Below are 16333 nucleotides of genomic sequence, written 5' to 3'. Positions count from 1 at the left end.
CGGCAAGCCGGTTGGACAGGCTGTCCGCCGCGCGGATCAGACATCGGTGCCGATTGCTCTGCGGGCGGGCAATGCCTAGACAGGCCGGGATTTCACCCTTGCGGAGGCGTCATGCCCATCACAGCCGCCATTATCGTCGCCGCCGGGCGCGGCACCCGCGCCGGGGGCGATGTTCCCAAACAGTGGCAGATGCTGGCTGGGCGTCCGGTGATTGAACACACGATTGCCGCGTTCAGCGCCGCGCCGGGGGTCGGGCCGATCGTTGTCGTGTTGCACCCGGACGATATGGCGCGCGCGGCGGATCTGGGGTCGGTTACTTGCGTACCCGGTGGGGCCAGCCGCAAAGACAGCGTTCTTGTCGGGCTGCACGCGGTTCCGCGCGACGTGACAAATGTGCTGATCCATGACGCAGCGCGCCCGATGGTCAGCGGTGACCTGATCGCGCGGGTTGTGGCCGCGCTTGACACGCATCGCGGCGCGGCACCCGGTCTGGCGATCACAGATGCGCTGTGGCGGGGCGATGGTGGCCGGGTCAGCGGGGTGCAGCCGCGCGACGACCTGTTTGCCGCGCAGACACCACAGGGATTTCGGCTGGATGCGATTCTGGCCGCGCACCGCGCCTATCTGGCGCCGGCAAGTGACGATGTCGAAGTTGCCCGCGCCTTCGGGATCGAGGTTGCGATTGTCGAAGGCGAGGCGAACAATTTCAAGATCACCCACCATCAGGATTTCGCCCGCGCAAAGGCCGTGCTAGGCGGGCACATGGATGTGCGGGTTGGCAGCGGGTTTGATGTGCATCGCTTTTGCGAAGGCGATCAGGTGACACTCTGCGGTGTCCCGGTGCCGCATCCACAGGCGTTGGAGGGGCATTCGGACGCCGATGTCGCGATGCACGCGATCACCGATGCGATCTATGGCGCGCTGAGTGCGGGCGACATCGGGCGACATTTCCCACCCAGCGATCCGCAGTGGAAGGGCGCCGACAGCGCGGTGTTTTTACGTCACGCCGCCGGGCTGGCCAGCGAACGCGGCTATCAAATCAGCCAATTGGATTGCACGATCATTTGCGAAGCCCCGAAGATCGGCCCGCATGCCGGAGCGATGCAGATCCGACTGGCCGAGATTACCGGCGTCGCGGCAGACCGGATCAGCGTGAAGGCCACGACCTCGGAACAGCTTGGGTTCACGGGGCGGGGCGAGGGTATCGCGGCGCAAGCCACCGCGACGTTGATCGCCGGATGACGCGGGCAATCGCGATCTTCTTTGGCGCAGGCCTGCTGCGCCCTGCGCCCGGCACCTGGGGCACCGCCGCCGCGCTGCCGGTTGGCTGGGTGATCCATGGGCTGTTCGGGTTTCCGGGGCTGGTGATTGCCACGCTGCTGGCCTTTGGCCTTGGCTGGTGGGCGACCGCAGTCGAAACCCGTGGCAAGGACGATCATGATCCCTCGGAAATCGTGATTGACGAAGTCGTGGGCCTTTGGATCGCGCTGATTCCGCTGTCTGCCGGGTTGTGGCATGCGGGCGCGGATCCGTGGCTGTTCCCCTGGCCCGGCTGGGTCGGCGCGTTTGTGTTGTTCCGCCTGTTCGACATCTGGAAGCCGTGGCTGATCGGCTGGGCCGACCGGCGCGGCGATGCGTTGGGGGTCATGCTGGACGATGTGATCGCAGGGGTTTTTGCGGCGATCATTCTGGCATTGGCGGCGGGCATTTCTCATGGGATGATACTGGGATGAGTGTTTCGACCCTGATCACACTGGCGCGCAACGCCAAGGCATCCATTGCCACCGCCGAAAGCTGTACTGGCGGCATGGTCGCGGCGGCGATTACCGCGATCCCCGGCGCGTCGGACGTGTTCGATCACGGCTGCATCACCTATTCCAACGCCGCCAAAGTGCGGATGTTAGAGGTGATGCCCGTCAGCATCGCGCAACACGGTGCGGTCAGCGAGGAAGTCGCGCGCGAGATGGCCGAGGGCGCGCTGAAATCGTCCAAGGCGACACTGGCCGTCGCGGTAACAGGAGTCGCAGGGCCGGGCGGCACTGACAAGAAGCCCGAGGGGCTGGTCTGGTTTGCAACCGCGATGAAGGGTGCCGAGACACTGGCCGAGATGCAGGAATTCGGCGCCATCGGGCGTGCCTCGGTCCGGGATGCGGCGACGGATCACGCGATTGCGCTGCTGGTGCGACGGCTGCGTTAGCAACCGCTGACCGGGCAGCCTGACCGGAGTATCCTTCGACATAACCCGCATACTGGTCGGAACATGGTGCAGCAGTTCCTGAACCATTTGCGCCAGGTGATTTGCGGACTTCCGATCTCAGCACAGCCAAAATCTGCCTGATCCTTGAGCATTTTGGCCTGATTTTGCACAATTATCGGGCAAACTCGCTTTTGCCGACGATTTCAGCACGCTCTGGCCCGCTGCCTGTTTTCATCCCGGCCACGTCCGTTTTCATGCTCAAAACATCGAAATCGGAGACGAAAATGGTCGGCGCAGACACAGCATGGATTATTACCGCAACGGCCCTGGTGCTGTTCATGACACTACCGGGCCTCGCCCTGTTTTACGGGGGGCTGGTGCGGGCGCGCAATGTTCTGAGCGTCTTCATGCATTGCTACGCCATCGCCTGCCTGATGAGCATTCTGTGGCTGGCAGTGGGTTATTCCATCGCGTTCGGGGACGGCAACGCGATTTGGGGCGGTCTGGGCAAGGCCTTCCTGAACGGGGTGACCGCCGACAGCCTGTCGGGTACCATCCCCGAGGTTCTTTTCTTCGCCTTCCAGATGACATTCGCGATCATCACCCCGGCCCTGATCGTCGGCGCCTATGTCGAACGCATCGGCTTTGGCTTTGTGCTTTTGTTCAGCGGGTTGTGGATGCTTCTGGTCTATGCGCCCGTGGTCCATTGGATATGGGGCGGCGGCATGCTGTCCGATGGCGGGATTTTCGGAGAGATCGGCGCGCGGGATTTCGCGGGCGGAATCGTAGTCCACGAAACCGCCGGATTGGCCGCATTGGTCATCGCGGTGATGCTGGGCGCGCGCAAGAACCGCACCACGCCGCCGCATAATCCAGGCTATGTCATGATCGGCGCGGCGATGCTGTAGGTCGGCTGGTTCGGATTTAACGGCGGGTCGCAACTGGCCGCTGACGGTGGGGCCGCGATGGCGCTTTCCGTGACGCATATCTCGGCTGCGGCAGCCTCGCTCAGCTGGGCGCTGTGGGAGCGGATCAAATTCGGCAAAGCCTCGCTGGTGGGCATGGTGACGGGCACAATTGCGGGGCTGGCGTCGATCACGCCCGCATCCGGTTTCGTCGGCCCGGTTCCGGCGTTGATCATCGGGCTGGTTGCCGGGGTCCTCTGTCAGGAGGCGGTGAACGTGATCCGCAACAAGGTGGGTATCGACGATACGCTGGATGTCTTCGCGGTCCACGGGGTCGGCGGCGTGTTCGGCACCATCATGATCGCGGTGTTCGGTGCCGGCGCCTGGGGTGCGCAGCTTGGGTCGCTGGTTATCGTCGGTGTCTATACGGTTGTACTCACCGCCATTCTGGTCGTGATCTGCCGCGCAGTAACGACATTCCGGGTGGATGCAGAGGCGGAAACCAACGGTCTTGACCTGTCATTGCATGGTGAACGCGCCTACGACATGTCATCGTAGAAGACACGCACGGCACAATTGGACGGCGCGCGCTTCAGGTGCGCGCCGTCCGCGTTTCCAGCCGGTTTTTTTCACTGCATCATCAGCGCCCGGCCAAACGATTTCGCCAGAGGCGGCGCCCGAAGCAGGTCCGGCGAGTGCAGCATCTTACCCCACAGACGGCGAAACGCTGTGGGCCCATGCGTTGAGGTTATTCCTGCGTAAAGTATGGCGGCGCGTACTCTGCCTCTGTCTCAACACCCCCCGATGTCCGAATTGGTCCAACCGCGCGGCTTGGCGGGACTTTCCCGGCGCGATGTTCTGTGGTTCTGTTCGCGCCAGATTGAGCGGCGGGATCGAGCGGCCACAGTGATAGCACACAGACTTCACGCAGCCGGGCGCGATGCCTCGGAAACGACTGTCAGCCTGGCGCTGATGCTGGGCGGGGCGCTGTGGGGCGTCATCTGGATCCCGATCCGCGCGTTGGAGGCGCAGGGCCTGCCCGGCGCCTGGCCCGGCATGCTGATCTACGCGGCGACCCTGCTGCTGCTGAGCCCGCTTCTGGCGATCCGCTGGCGGCACATCCGCGCGCGGATCTGGGCACTGGCGTTTTGCGGATTGGGCACTGGAGCCGCCTTCAGCCTTTATGCCACCAGCCTGCTTTTGACGGATGTGGTTCATTCGATCCTGCTATTCTACCTCACCCCGGTCTGGGGCACGATCCTGGGCATAATCTTGTTGGGCGAACGGCTGACAGCGCCCCGTATTGCGGCGTTATGCCTGGGCATCGGCGGGTTGGTGGTGGTTCTGGGCGACGAACCGGGCATCCCCTGGCCGCGCAACATCGGCGACTGGCTGGCGCTGGGTGCAGGACTGGCCTGGGCAATTGGCAGTTTCGGTGTCTATCGCATGAAAGCAATCGCCGTCAGCGACCAGATCCTGGCCTTCATGGCCGGAGCGCTGGTCGTCACCGGAGCGACGTTGGTGATCGGCGGCAATGCTCTGGGCGGGACCATCGCGCCACAGGTGTTTTTGGGCAATGCCGGCTGGGGGCTGCTGATTGCCTTTTACGTGGCACCGATGCTGGTCCTGACACTCTGGCCAGCAACGCGACTGACACCTGGCCGTGTCGGAGTTCTGTTGATGACAGATGTGATCGCCTCCGTCGCCTCGGCTGCCTGGCTTGCCGGGGAACCCTTTGGTACGCGCGAAATACTGGGGAGCGTGCTAATGATCTCGGCCGCGCTGGTGGAAGTGCTGGGAAAACGCAATTGAAATTGCTTGCGCCTGCGGCGAGCGGGGAAAAGGGGGGCCGTCTGCCCCCCTCTGTCGCTTCGCGCCATTCACCCCCCGAGGATATTTGTGGGTCAATGATGCTCAAGTAAGACTGTGTTAACCAACATTGCGGATACTCGCACCTGCGGTACAGGCAGGGATACTGATGACCGTGGTCGATGATGGCGGCCCGGCTTGTGAAAAGGTCGGGCCGTTTTCGATATCAACGTCGACGTCATCATTGACCCACAAATATCCCCGCCGGAGGCATAATTCTTTTTGGTCCGACGACGCTGTTAAGCATCCCGCAAACAGGTTGTGAGCGGTGTCAGATCGTGGTGTGCTTCGACCCCATCGACTCGCACCCGCGCGGCAGTTTCCGTCAGCGTTTCATCCCTAGTGATTTGCACGCGGTTGTGCAGCGCAACCAGGGCGGGGTCGGTGCAAGCAGCATCCGAGAACGAGGCGAGCGCGCTGGTATCCCGGCCGGTCAGGGCCATTGCCGCGCATAGTCGCAGTGAGAACTTCGCCTCCAATCCCGTTGTCGGTTCGGGAATGTTGCACACCGTCAGCCAGCGCGGATGGACAGCGACTTCGATCACATCCGGGTCGGGCGCATCCAGTGTTCGAAGCGCCTCGATCATCGCGTGGGTTCCATGGCAGCAGGCGTGAAGCTTGTGGCTGACATCCTCGAACAGCCAGGCAGCACCCATTCCCTCCCATGCGGCATCATCTGCTGCCCCGTAGTGGGTCGCGGCGAAACCGTTCATCCCGTCGAGGGCATCTGGTGTTGAGGTCATTCCGGCGCGCGCGAACAATGCCGCCTCAACCCCATTTGCCGCGGCGTATCCGGCATTCATCGGCTTTCCCATGGTGCCGAACTGCGCCTTGATCCCGCCTGCCCGGCTGGCAACCAGACCAAGCGCATGCCCCGTTTGTTCAGCATTCAACCGCATCAGTTTTGCAGCCGCCAGCGCGGCGCCGATCGCGCCGGCGGTGCCGGTCATGTGGAAACCGGCCTGATAGTGAGGGCGCCCCAGCCAGACGCCAAAGCGAACCGATGCCTCCAGCCCGATCAGCGCCGCCTGCGCGAATTCTGTGCCAGTTGCGCCCACCTCCTCGGCCACGGCCAGGGCTGCCGGGATCACCGCGACCGAGGCGTGGCCGATGTGGGCGAAATGCGTGTCGTCATAGTCCAGCGCATGCGACGTTGCCCCGTTCACCAGCGCTGCCGCGCGCGCAGGAACACGGGCCGCGGCCCCCACAACACTGGCGCGCGCGCCACCGCCGCCGGCAGCATCATGATTTTCTTGCAAAATCATGTCCCGTGCGATGCGCGACACGGGCTCCTCCACACCAGCGATGGCGCAGGCGGTCCAGTCCAGCAGCGACAGCGCAAAAATACGGCGGACCAGCGGCGTCGGCTGCGCCGTTTCGCAGAATGTGATGAGGCGGTCGGCGACCTTCATTCCGTCATCCCGTGGGGCCATAGAGGGTCGCGGCGCGGGTTTCGAAGGCGCGCACGATGCGTTGCATCGCCTCATTGAAGACGACGCCGATGACGGCTTGCAGGATGCGGTTCTTGAACTCGAAATCGGTTGTGAATGTCACCTCGCAACCGCCCGGTGCTTCAGCAAAGCTCCAGACCGAATCCATGGTCTTGAACGGGCCGTCGATATAGGTCGTCTCGATCCGGCGCGCATTTGGCCACAGCGTCACGCGGCTGGTGAATTTTTCGCGGTAGACCTTGAAGCTGATGACCAGCTCCGCCTCCATCACCGAATGATCGTCGTGTTCGCGATGGCGCAGGATGCGGGCGGCGGCGCACCAGGGCAGGAATTCGGGATACCGCGCGACGTCAGCGACCAGCGCGTACATCTGATCGGCGCTATAGGGCAGCTGGCGGGTTTCGGCGTGGCGCGGCATGGGCGCAGCATTAGCACCCCCGCCGCCACCTGCAAGCCACAGTCAAGCGCCCGTGTCATTTTGGTCTGGTGACATTTGCGCGCACTCTGCCCATGGTGCCCGAAACTGCGAATGACGCGACTGCCACGGACGAGACTGCGCATGCCTGATCCTTACGAAATTGACATGATGATCTCGGCCAAGTCCATTGCCGCACGGATCGAAGATCTGTCGCGCGACATTCGAGAGGCTTACAAAGACACCGACAAGCTGGTCGTTGTCGGCTTGCTGCGTGGCAGTTTCGTTTTCATCGCCGATCTGGTGCGTGAGCTGGACATGCCTGTGGAGGTCGATTTCCTGGAAGCGTCTTCCTACGGCGACGGGATGGAAAGCAGCCGCGAGGTGCGCATCCTCAAGGACCTGCGCGGCGCGATTGAGGGGCGCGATGTGCTGCTGGTCGAGGATATCGTCGACACCGGCCATACGCTGAAGCATGTGACCGCGTTGCTGGAAACGCGCAAGCCCAAGCGACTGGAAACCATTGCGTTGCTGGACAAGCCGACCCGGCGCGAGGTTGATATCAAGGCAACCTGGACCGGGTTTGAAATCCCGGATGAATTCGTCGTCGGATACGGCATCGATTTTGCCCAGCGGGATCGCAATCTGCCCTATATCGGCAAGGTGCGGTTTATCTGACTGGGTACGCCCTGACCGTGAGTCAATCCAGGCCCTGACCGCAGGCATAATGGCCTGACTGCAAAACATTTTCGAATAATTGAACCCTCCCCCGCGTTGGCGCGACACAGTTACGACAACACCGTCATAACGCTTTGGAGGACAGTCCAATGAACGCCACGAAAACAGCTTCCGCAACCGCCCTGATCCTGACCGCATTGGCCACGCCGCTTGCCGCGCAAGATTCTTCGGGCCTGACATTCAGCGGTGATATCCGGCTTGAGCACATGTCATTTGGCAGCGATGACGAAACTTTCTTTGTCGGCTCGGGCGATCTGAGCTTCGATTTTGGCAATGGTTTTGGCGTCGTCGGTGCCGCCGACGCTTTTGTCACAGATGGTTTTGATGCCGAAGCGCTGTGGCTTTCGCTGTCCTATTCCGGGGATTGGGGCAGCGTTCAGGTCGGTGTGCCGGAAAGCGTGATCGAGACCTATGCCTCGACCGGGGAATTCAACGGCGCGTCCAATGGCTATCTTTTCCCGATGACCAGCTCCTTTCGCCACTCCTAGTCAAAAGCGTCGCCTTGTTAGACGACGTAACGCCGTTTGGTCTGCGCTATGACGGGGCATCGGGCGACCTGAGCTATGGCCTGAGCTATCACAACTTTGAGGATGGCGCGCTGGAATCCGTTGGCGCGGCGTTCCGCTATGACATCAACGAATACGGTGTTTTCGGCGGTGTCGAGCATATCGCGATGGGCGGCGGCGACCTGACGGTCTGGCGCATCGGGGCCGATGCGGACATGGGCAGCCACGGCGGATCTGCGGTGATCGTGGGCTGGAATGACGGCTTTCCGACAACGATCGAATTGCAGGGCTTTTACCGCCCGAACGATCAGATCACCCTTGGTGCCGCAATTATGGATGTCGATGGGGATGGCACGCTTTACGGTGTGAATGCCGAATATGCCTTCGCCAACAACGCCTATGTGCGCGGAAGTGTCCTGGGGGCCGACGGGATGGATGACCCGATGGTCAACCTGGCGGTCGGGTTCCGTTTCTAACTGAATTTGCAAGCCGGAAGCCCGCGAATTTGTCCACAGGGGCGGTCAGTTATCTGGCCGTCCTTGTTGGATTCCATGGAGGTCGACGCAGCCTCTTGCATCGCAAGACTCACAAATTTGCATTATTTTACGGCTGCTTACCCCAAAAACGCGGTTTTCGATTCACACAGCGAAGCAGGTTCGAATCAGACAATTGTTGCGCCCGCGCTTTTTCGGTTTAATGGGCCCAATCAACCAAAAAACGCCCCCCGGAGACCGAGCAATGAAAAAACCTATGAAACAGACGGCCATTTTGTTGGCCACTTGCGCGCTTCCTGCCGTCACTTTGGCGGGATCCCCCCTATCAGGCCCCGATGTCGTCTATCGCGGGTATGTGGAACTTGAACATCTCAACAGCAGTGGCAGCGACCAGAACACGCTGGGCGGAGAGTTGTTCTTCAATTGGTCGCCCACCGCGATCAGCAGCTATGGCTTTGGTGTCACTGGTGGGTTCGAAGGCATCACCTTGCTGGACAGCAGCAGTGACGATTATGTCGCCCTGTGGCTGGCACTGACCTATTCGATGGCTGGCGGCAGCAGTTCCATGCCCGGCGGTGTCCTGTCGTTCGGCTTCCCGACCTCGCCGATTGATGATTATGCCAGCACGGCAATTTTCAACGATTCGATCCTGATCGACGCTGAGTTTTCGGTCGTCAAAAGCTCTTTCGTCAGATACGCCAACCTGCTGGAATCCGAACGGCCGTTCGGTGTTCGCTATGACGCGACCTCGGGCCCGCTGAGCTATGGTATTGCCTGGCATCACATTGATTTCGGGTCCGACGACGCGAATTCTTTTTCGGCGGCGGCCCGATATACCAGCGGCGCCCTGACCTTCGCAGGCGGCATCGAGCATATCGACGGAAGCGGCGGCGGATCGTTCACAGCGGTGCGTGCGGGGGTTGAGGCTGATTTCGACCCGCTGAAGGCGCATCTTTACATCTATGAAAATGACAGCAGCGGACCGCCGGGTGGTGTTGAAGTTGGTGTGTCTTATGAGGTGATGCCGAACCTGACCGTCGGCGCGAACTTCCTTGATATTGACGGGTCCGGGGATCTTTTCGGCGTCACGGCAAATTATGATCTGGCCAATGGTGGCTATGTTCAGGCCGGCCTGATGGATGGTGACTTTGGCGACTCGGTGATTGACCTGTCGGTCGGATACAGGTTCTGAAACCCGGTCTGACCTGAATGCACCTGCATCATTTTCTGCGGATGGCGCGTTGGGCGCGCCATCCGCCCTCGGCACGGCGGGTGAAACTGGTGCTTGGCGTCCTGCTTGCCTGCGCGGTTCTCCTCACAATCGAACGCACAATCGGATGGCCGGATTTTCTGAGCACGGATACCCCCGCGAGCGGGCGGATCATGCGCTGACGCCCGCGCAACAGGCGATTTTCCGCCTCACCATTCTGTGATCGGCAAACACTTACTCTGCGTAAATGCTCACTGGTTTTCACGGGGTTGTTGGGTATGCTTGCCGGACGAGTACAGTTTTTTTTTGGAGGTTCACATGAAACTCACCACACGCATTTTCGGCGGCGTTATCCTGACGGCTGCTATTGCGGGTACCAGCTTTGCCGCGTCTCATATCGACAAGGCGACGGCTGGGGCGATCAAAGCACGACAGTCGCATATGGAACTTTATCAGCACAACGCTGGTGTCTTGTTTGGCATGGCCGGTGGCAAAATCGACTATGATGCCGAAGCGGCATCGGCACATGCGGCAGATCTTGCTGCGCTGTCGACGTTGAACCAGCGTGGGTACTGGCTGCCGGGTTCGGATATGGAAACGCTTGGCGATTCGACGCGGGCTCTGGCTGCAATCTGGGCTGACGGATCCAACGTCGGAGAGATTGCCGGCCAATTGGCTGAGGCTGCCGCGACGATGAATGAAGTCGCCGGTGATGGGCCGATTGTGTTGAAAAACTCCGTTTTAGGGCCTGAACGATGATTTTTCTTTCCATGCAGCCCGATCCTAAATTTTTGGCGCGGGGGTCGGCCCAAATCGCCTACATGCGCTCACGCGCAGCCATGCGCTGTCTCGTGGTCAAAGCTTTCCGACTATTTCGCTTCATAGGTTTTCGCAAGAAATCCGCGACGCTCTGATTTCGGAGTTTTTCAACACAATCGGCTAGAAGCAGTTCAGGGCGCTATCGGTGCTGTTGGCGCAGCGTGCACCGCATGCCATAAAGCGTTCAGAGGTAGCTGAACTGTCTGAATGAAAGGCGGGGGGCTTTGAGCGCCCCCCGACCCAAAAGATGAGAAAATTGCTGACGCTTCTTGTTGTGGCTGGCCTGATCGGGCTGGCCATTTTCTGGTTTGTAACACAGCCCAAACCCCTGGGGCCCGAAGCATTGGCCGGGACCACAAGCGATGTTGAGGCGGGCAAATATGCTTTCTATGCCGCAGGCTGTTCGTCGTGCCATGCCGCACCGGGGGCCGAAGGCGACGAAAAGTTGAAGCTGGCCGGTGGCAAGCGCTTCGTGTCGGACTTTGGCACGTTCATTGCGCCCAATATCTCGCCCGATCCGCAACACGGCATCGGCGGGTGGAGCGATCTGGAACTGGTCAACGCCGTCATCAAAGGTGTCAGCCCCGGTGGCGCGCATTACTTCCCCGCCTTCCCCTACACCAGTTACGCACGGGCCGAGGTGGCCGATGTGGTCAACATCGCGGCCTACCTGCGCACCCTGCCCCCGGTCGCCGAAAGCGCGCCCGCGCATGAGGTCGGATTTCCCTTCAACATCCGCCGCAGCCTTGGCGGGTGGAAGTTCCTGTTCCTGGACGATAGCTGGCAGATCGACGGCGACCTGAGCGAACAACAAACGCGCGGGCGTTATCTGGTCGAGGCTTTGGGCCGATTGTGTTGAAAAACTCCGTTTTAGGGCCTGAACGATGATTTTTCTTTCCATGCAGCCCGATCCTAAATTTTTGGCGCGGGGGTCGGCCCAAATCGCCTACATGCGCTCACGCGCAGCCATGCGCTGTCTCGTGGTCAAAGCTTTCCGACTATTTCGCTTCATAGGTTTTCGCAAGAAATCCGCGACGCTCTGATTTCGGAGTTTTTCAACACAATCGGCCATTGTGGAGAGTGTCACACGCCCAGAAACTTTCTGGGCGCAACAGACGGATCACGCTGGTTGGGCGGGGCCAAGAACCCGTCGGGTAAGGGCCGGATCCCGAACATCTCTCCGGCGGTTCTGGACTGGTCCGAAGCCGATATCGCCGCGTACCTGAAATCCGGCTTTACGCCCGATTTCGACACCGCAGGTGGCGAAATGGTGGATGTCATCGCCAATACCAGCCAGCTGACGGATGAGGATCGCGCCGCGATTGCGGCCTATCTGAAAGTCGTGCCAGGGGTGGCCGATCCGGCGACGGAATAGATCACGCGGACTGCCGCGTGCAGATGGCAACAGACTGCACGGGCTGACAAGAATAGACCGGTGCGAATTTCTTCGCACCGGCCGAGCGTCATAAAAAAGGCTTTTCGAACGTCACTGGCTACAGGAGCGGGATGCAAAACGCGCCCGGCGCCGTCCGAAACACGCTCAAAAGGGGTCCGGTGCACAGCCGATTGTGACGGGGAGTGTCGAATTCCATCCCAGCGGCGCACTTTCACAAAGTGACAATTTCGTCTGTCTTTTCAAACAGTTCCGAAGCTGCCTAAAACTCTGCACTTGTGAACGTGGGATCATTCAAACCGATTGACCCCCCGTCAAGCAAGGGGTGGTCGGCGGTTCCGCGCGCAATTAACGGTTTATTCACGCTTGTCCGAGTTTTTGCTGCCGTGCAGCGCGCAATCGCGCAAAATCATCGCCTGCGTGATAGCTTGATCGCGTCAGCGGCGTGGCCGAGACCATCAGGAATCCCTTGCCGAACGCCGCCTTTTCGTAAGACGCAAACTCCTCGGGCGTCACGAAGCGGTCCACGGCGTGGTGCTTGGGCGTGGGCTGCAGGTACTGACCGATGGTCAGAAAATCGATGTCGGCGGCGCGCATGTCCTCCATCACCTGCAACACGGCCTGACGATCCTCGCCCAATCCAACCATCAGACCGGATTTGGTGAACATCGAGGGGTCAAGTTCCTTCACGCGCTGCAACAGCCGTAGCGAGTGGAAATAGCGCGCGCCGGGGCGAACCTCGGGATACAGGCCCGGCACGGTTTCCAGGTTGTGGTTGAAGACGTCGGGACGTGCCTCGACCACGACTTCCAGCGCCGAAGGGTCGCATTTGATGAAATCAGGCGTCAGGATTTCGATCGTGGTGCCAGGGGCCTGACGGCGGATGGCGCGGATGGTCTGGGCGAAATGTTCGGCGCCGCCGTCTTCCACATCGTCGCGGTCAACCGAGGTGACAACCACGTGGTTCAGCCCCAGCTTTTTCACCGCATCGGCCACCCGGCCCGGTTCGAAGACGTCCAGCGCCTCGGGCGGTTTACCGGTGGCGATGTTGCAGAAGGTGCAGGCGCGGGTGCAAACCTCGCCCATGATCATCATCGTGGCGTGGCCCTGGCTCCAGCATTCGCCGACGTTCGGGCAACCGGCTTCTTCGCAGACGGTCACCAGCTTGTGTTCACGCATGATGTCGCGGGTCTGTTTGTAGCCCGCCGAGTTCGGTGCCTTTACGCGAATCCACGACGGTTTTCGCGGCTGCGCCTGATCAGGCTTCTTCGCCTTTTCCGGGTGGCGCTGTTCGGGGATTTTCAGATCGCGTGCCATATTCATCCTCTTTCACATGCGTCTTAACGCATGCCCCCTGCCCTGACCAGATTGGCACGCGCATGGCAGCTATGCCAGATCATGCGGCGCGGCGGCGGATTCCAGTTGAACCTTCCGTCCGGCTGTTTAGAATCTTTCTAAACGATTCACTCAAACGTCAGGAGACTGCAATGGACGGCGATATGAAATGCCCGGTGTCGCACCAGAAAAAGACCACGAACCGCGATTGGTGGCCAAACCAGCTGAACCTGTCGGTGCTCCACCAGCATGGCGCCAGCCCCGATCCGATGGGCGAAGATTTTGATTACGCGGCCGAGTTTGCCTCGCTTGATCTTGAGGCGGTGAAGAAAGACCTGATCGCGCTGATGACGGACAGCCAGCCCTGGTGGCCTGCTGATTATGGCCATTACGGCCCGTTCTTCATCCGCATGGCGTGGCATTCGGCGGGCACCTATCGCACCGCAGATGGGCGCGGCGGCGGATCAGGGTCACAGCGGTTCGCGCCGCTGAATTCCTGGCCCGACAATGGCAACCTGGACAAGGCGCGGCGCCTGCTTTGGCCGATCAAGGCGAAATACGGGAAAAAGCTGTCCTGGGCCGATCTGTTCATCCTGACCGGGAATTGCGCCATCGAAAGCATGGGCGGCAAGGTTTTCGGTTTCGCAGGCGGGCGTGAAGATATCTATGCCCCGAACGAAGACGTCTACTGGGGGGCCGAAAAGGAATGGCTGGAAGCCTCGGGCGGGGAAAACAGCCGCTATTCGGGTGAGCGAGAGCTTGAGAACCCCCTGGCCGCCGTCGAAATGGGCCTGATCTATGTGAACCCGCAAGGCCCCGATGGCGATCCCGATCCGATCCGTTCGGGCCTCGACATCCGCGACACTTTTGGTCGCATGGCGATGAATGACGAAGAAACCGTTGCGCTGGTTGCCGGTGGCCACACCTTCGGCAAGGGCCATGGCGCGGGCGATCCCGCAAAGATCGGTGCCGAGCCTGAGGGCGAAGCCCTGCATCAAATGGGTTTTGGTTGGACCAATGCGCATGAAAGCGGGATGGGCGTGCATACCACCACATCCGGATTCGAAGGGCCCTGGACCCCGAATCCGACCCAATGGGACAACGGTTATTTCGACGTACTGTTCGGGTACGACTGGGAAAAAACCACCAGCCCGGCGGGGGCGATCATCTGGCACGCCAAGGACCTGGCCGAGGAAAACCACGCGCCCGAGGCGGACGGTTCGGACAAAAAGGTGCCGTTGATGATGACCACGGCGGATATGGCCATGCGCTATGATCCGATCTATGGGCCAATCTCCAAGCGGTTCCATGAAAACCCCGAGGAATTCGCCGATGCCTTCGCCCGCGCCTGGTTCAAGCTGACCCATCGCGATATGGGGCCCAAGGCGCGTTATCTTGGCCCCGATGTGCCCGAAGAAGACCTGATCTGGCAGGATCCGGTGCCTGCCGGGACGACCTTGTCAGATGCGGATGTGGCCGACCTGAAGGCGAAGATCGTCGCCTCGGGCCTGACGACGGCGCAGTTGGTCAAGGCGGCCTGGGCGTCAGCCTCGACCTTCCGCGCATCCGACATGCGCGGCGGTGCGAATGGCGCGCGGGTACGGCTGGCCCCGCAGAACGGTTGGGCGGCCAATGAACCGGACGAACTTGGCAAGGTTCTGTCGGTGCTGGAAGGCATTCAGGCCGGTCACGGCGCGGTGTCCCTGGCCGACCTGATCGTGCTTGGTGGCGCGGCTGCGGTCGAGGCTGCGGCAAAGGCGGGCGGGCATGATGTCACCGTAGCGGTGTCTACCGGGCGCGGCGATGCGAGTGCCGAGCAGACCGATGCGGACAGCTTTGAGCCGCTGGAACCTGTCGCCGACGGGTTCCGCAACTTCGCCAAGCCGGGCCTTCCGGTACGGGCCGAAGATATCCTGCTGGACAAGGCGCAGTTGCTGGACCTGACGGCGCCGGAAATGACGGCCCTGATCGGTGGCATGCGCGCCTTGGGTGCAACGCATGGCGGGTCTGATGCGGGCGTATTCACCGACCGGCCCGGCACGCTTAGCAACGACTTCTTCAAGGCGCTGCTGGACATGTCGGTGGTGTGGTCCCCGACCACCCCGGAAGAGGATGCGTATGAAGGCCGCGACCGGGCGACCGGCGCACTGCGCTGGACCGCAACACGGGTCGATCTGGTGATCGGGTCCAACGCCCAGCTTCGCGCGCTGGCCGAAGTTTACGGCGCCGACGATGGAGAGGCGCGTTTCGTGCGCGATTTCGTCGCCGCCTGGACCAAGGTGATGGACGCGGATCGCTTCGACATCTGATCACGTCCGGCCCGCCGATTGCGCGGGCCGGCGCCGCCCCTACCGGGCCGGTCAGCCGATCAGGCTGGCCGACCGGCTTTGCGCGCGATAGTGATCGCGCAACCGTTCCAGCGCGATTCTAAGCACGATCTTGCCTGAACGCGCCGACCAGCCCATGTGCTTTTCAGCCTCTTCCATCCCTTCCAGAAAACAGCAGCAGCGCAGCACGACATCGCCAAGACCGGGGCCAAGCGTGCCGAGCGCTTCGCACACCCGATCGCGCGCCGCACCACCGGCACCGGGGCTGCCGCCTGACGGGTCGGGGTGTGAACCGCCGGTCAGAAACGCCTCCCAATCCTGGGCGATGCGTGGCCCGTATTGCGCCAATTCAAAATCTTCGCGCAGGCGTTCGCCTGCGGCAACAAGATCGGCGGCCAGGAACGGGGTGCCATCGCGACGGCGGCGGCGCGCAAGCAATTGCAGCGGGCTTTCCACCGCGCAGTAACGCGCACCTGCGCGGCGGGGCGGCGCCGAGGCACCCGGCACCGCTGCGGCAAAGGGCGCGGGTGCTTCGGCCATGCCCTGCTGCGCACTTTCCGCCTTTGCCAACATCTCTCGCAGGGCGGCCCGCCCTGCCGGGGTGATGTGATACCGCGCGATACGACCCGGTGTGGCGCAGGCGATCCAGTCGGTCAGGGCCATCGCCTCGACCA

Annotated in this window: 16 protein-coding genes and 2 pseudogenes; 14 read left to right on the top strand and 4 right to left on the bottom strand. The window is 61.5% G+C overall.

The window, feature by feature from the left end:
* The first annotated feature begins 111 nt into the window (after window positions 1-111).
* From GKR99_08570 to GKR99_08550, 5 genes and pseudogenes are all read left to right on the top strand, one after another.
* Window positions 112-1242, top strand: a complete 1131-nt coding sequence (locus GKR99_08570) for a bifunctional 2-C-methyl-D-erythritol 4-phosphate cytidylyltransferase/2-C-methyl-D-erythritol 2,4-cyclodiphosphate synthase (GenBank protein NKB27590.1) — start codon at window positions 112-114, stop codon at window positions 1240-1242.
* The gene (locus GKR99_08565; GenBank protein NKB27589.1) at window positions 1239-1733 is read left to right on the top strand and encodes a phosphatidylglycerophosphatase A; all 495 of its coding nucleotides are present in this window, start codon (window positions 1239-1241) and stop codon (window positions 1731-1733) included. Before GKR99_08570 ends, GKR99_08565 begins: the two co-directional genes overlap by 4 nt.
* Entirely contained in the window at window positions 1730-2197 is a 468-nt protein-coding gene (locus GKR99_08560) for a nicotinamide-nucleotide amidohydrolase family protein (protein NKB27588.1), read from the top strand. Before GKR99_08565 ends, GKR99_08560 begins: the two co-directional genes overlap by 4 nt.
* Window positions 2198-2481: 284 nt before the next feature.
* Window positions 2482-3660, top strand: a pseudogene (gene amt / locus GKR99_08555) (ammonium transporter).
* 207 nt (window positions 3661-3867) lie between these two features.
* A complete protein-coding gene (locus GKR99_08550) occupies window positions 3868-4914 on the top strand; it encodes an EamA family transporter (GenBank protein ID NKB27587.1) in 1047 nt (348 codons plus the stop codon).
* A gap of 296 nt (window positions 4915-5210) precedes the next feature.
* Here GKR99_08550 and GKR99_08545 read toward each other — a convergent pair whose 3' ends face one another.
* Together GKR99_08545 and GKR99_08540 are read right to left on the bottom strand one after the other, a co-directional pair.
* Complete coding sequence (locus GKR99_08545; protein NKB27586.1) at window positions 5211-6383, bottom strand: MmgE/PrpD family protein; 1173 nt, start codon at window positions 6381-6383, stop codon at window positions 5211-5213.
* 4 nt (window positions 6384-6387) lie between these two features.
* Complete coding sequence (locus tag GKR99_08540) at window positions 6388-6840, bottom strand: type II toxin-antitoxin system RatA family toxin (GenBank protein NKB27585.1); 453 nt, start codon at window positions 6838-6840, stop codon at window positions 6388-6390.
* A 141-nt stretch (window positions 6841-6981) separates the two neighbouring features.
* Between GKR99_08540 and hpt the strand changes: the two genes are divergently transcribed.
* The 8 genes and pseudogenes from hpt to GKR99_08500 all read left to right on the top strand — a co-directional run bounded on the left by hpt (window position 6982) and on the right by GKR99_08500 (window position 11979).
* Window positions 6982-7515 (top strand): hypoxanthine phosphoribosyltransferase, encoded by a 534-nt coding sequence (gene hpt, locus GKR99_08535; protein ID NKB27584.1) that lies wholly within the window; start codon window positions 6982-6984, stop codon window positions 7513-7515.
* A 149-nt stretch (window positions 7516-7664) separates the two neighbouring features.
* Entirely contained in the window at window positions 7665-8063 is a 399-nt protein-coding gene (locus tag GKR99_08530; protein ID NKB27583.1) for a hypothetical protein, read from the top strand.
* Window positions 8064-8077: 14 nt separating this feature from the next.
* On the top strand, window positions 8078-8557 hold the full coding sequence (locus GKR99_08525; GenBank protein ID NKB27582.1) for a hypothetical protein: 480 nt from the start codon (window positions 8078-8080) through the stop codon (window positions 8555-8557).
* 274 nt (window positions 8558-8831) lie between these two features.
* Window positions 8832-9767: a hypothetical protein gene (locus tag GKR99_08520; protein NKB27581.1), complete on the top strand. Its 936-nt coding sequence runs from the start codon at window positions 8832-8834 to the stop codon at window positions 9765-9767.
* 336 nt (window positions 9768-10103) lie between these two features.
* Window positions 10104-10544, top strand: coding sequence for a cytochrome c (locus GKR99_08515; GenBank protein NKB27580.1), 441 nt, complete (start codon window positions 10104-10106; stop codon window positions 10542-10544).
* Window positions 10545-10715: 171 nt separating this feature from the next.
* Window positions 10716-10802 (top strand): annotated as a pseudogene (locus tag GKR99_08510) (hypothetical protein).
* Window positions 10803-10860: 58 nt separating this feature from the next.
* Window positions 10861-11463: a c-type cytochrome gene (locus GKR99_08505; protein NKB27579.1), complete on the top strand. Its 603-nt coding sequence runs from the start codon at window positions 10861-10863 to the stop codon at window positions 11461-11463.
* A gap of 57 nt (window positions 11464-11520) precedes the next feature.
* The gene (locus GKR99_08500; protein NKB27578.1) at window positions 11521-11979 is read left to right on the top strand and encodes a c-type cytochrome; all 459 of its coding nucleotides are present in this window, start codon (window positions 11521-11523) and stop codon (window positions 11977-11979) included.
* Window positions 11980-12357: 378 nt separating this feature from the next.
* Here GKR99_08500 and lipA read toward each other — a convergent pair whose 3' ends face one another.
* Window positions 12358-13314, bottom strand: coding sequence for a lipoyl synthase (lipA, locus tag GKR99_08495; protein ID NKB27577.1), 957 nt, complete (start codon window positions 13312-13314; stop codon window positions 12358-12360).
* A 170-nt stretch (window positions 13315-13484) separates the two neighbouring features.
* Here lipA and katG point away from each other — a divergent pair, with 170 nt between their 5' ends.
* Complete coding sequence (katG, locus tag GKR99_08490; GenBank protein NKB27576.1) at window positions 13485-15641, top strand: catalase/peroxidase HPI; 2157 nt, start codon at window positions 13485-13487, stop codon at window positions 15639-15641.
* Window positions 15642-15692: 51 nt separating this feature from the next.
* Here katG and GKR99_08485 read toward each other — a convergent pair whose 3' ends face one another.
* Entirely contained in the window at window positions 15693-16322 is a 630-nt protein-coding gene (locus GKR99_08485) for a helix-turn-helix domain containing protein (protein NKB27575.1), read from the bottom strand.
* Between the last annotated feature and the right edge of the window lie 11 nt (window positions 16323-16333).

The sequence above is a fragment of the Paracoccaceae bacterium genome, from assembly GCA_012103375.1.
Classification (GTDB): domain Bacteria; phylum Pseudomonadota; class Alphaproteobacteria; order Rhodobacterales; family Rhodobacteraceae; genus WLWX01.
Note: the sequence above shows the minus strand (reverse complement) of the source record. Positions and strands in the feature narration are given on the sequence as shown.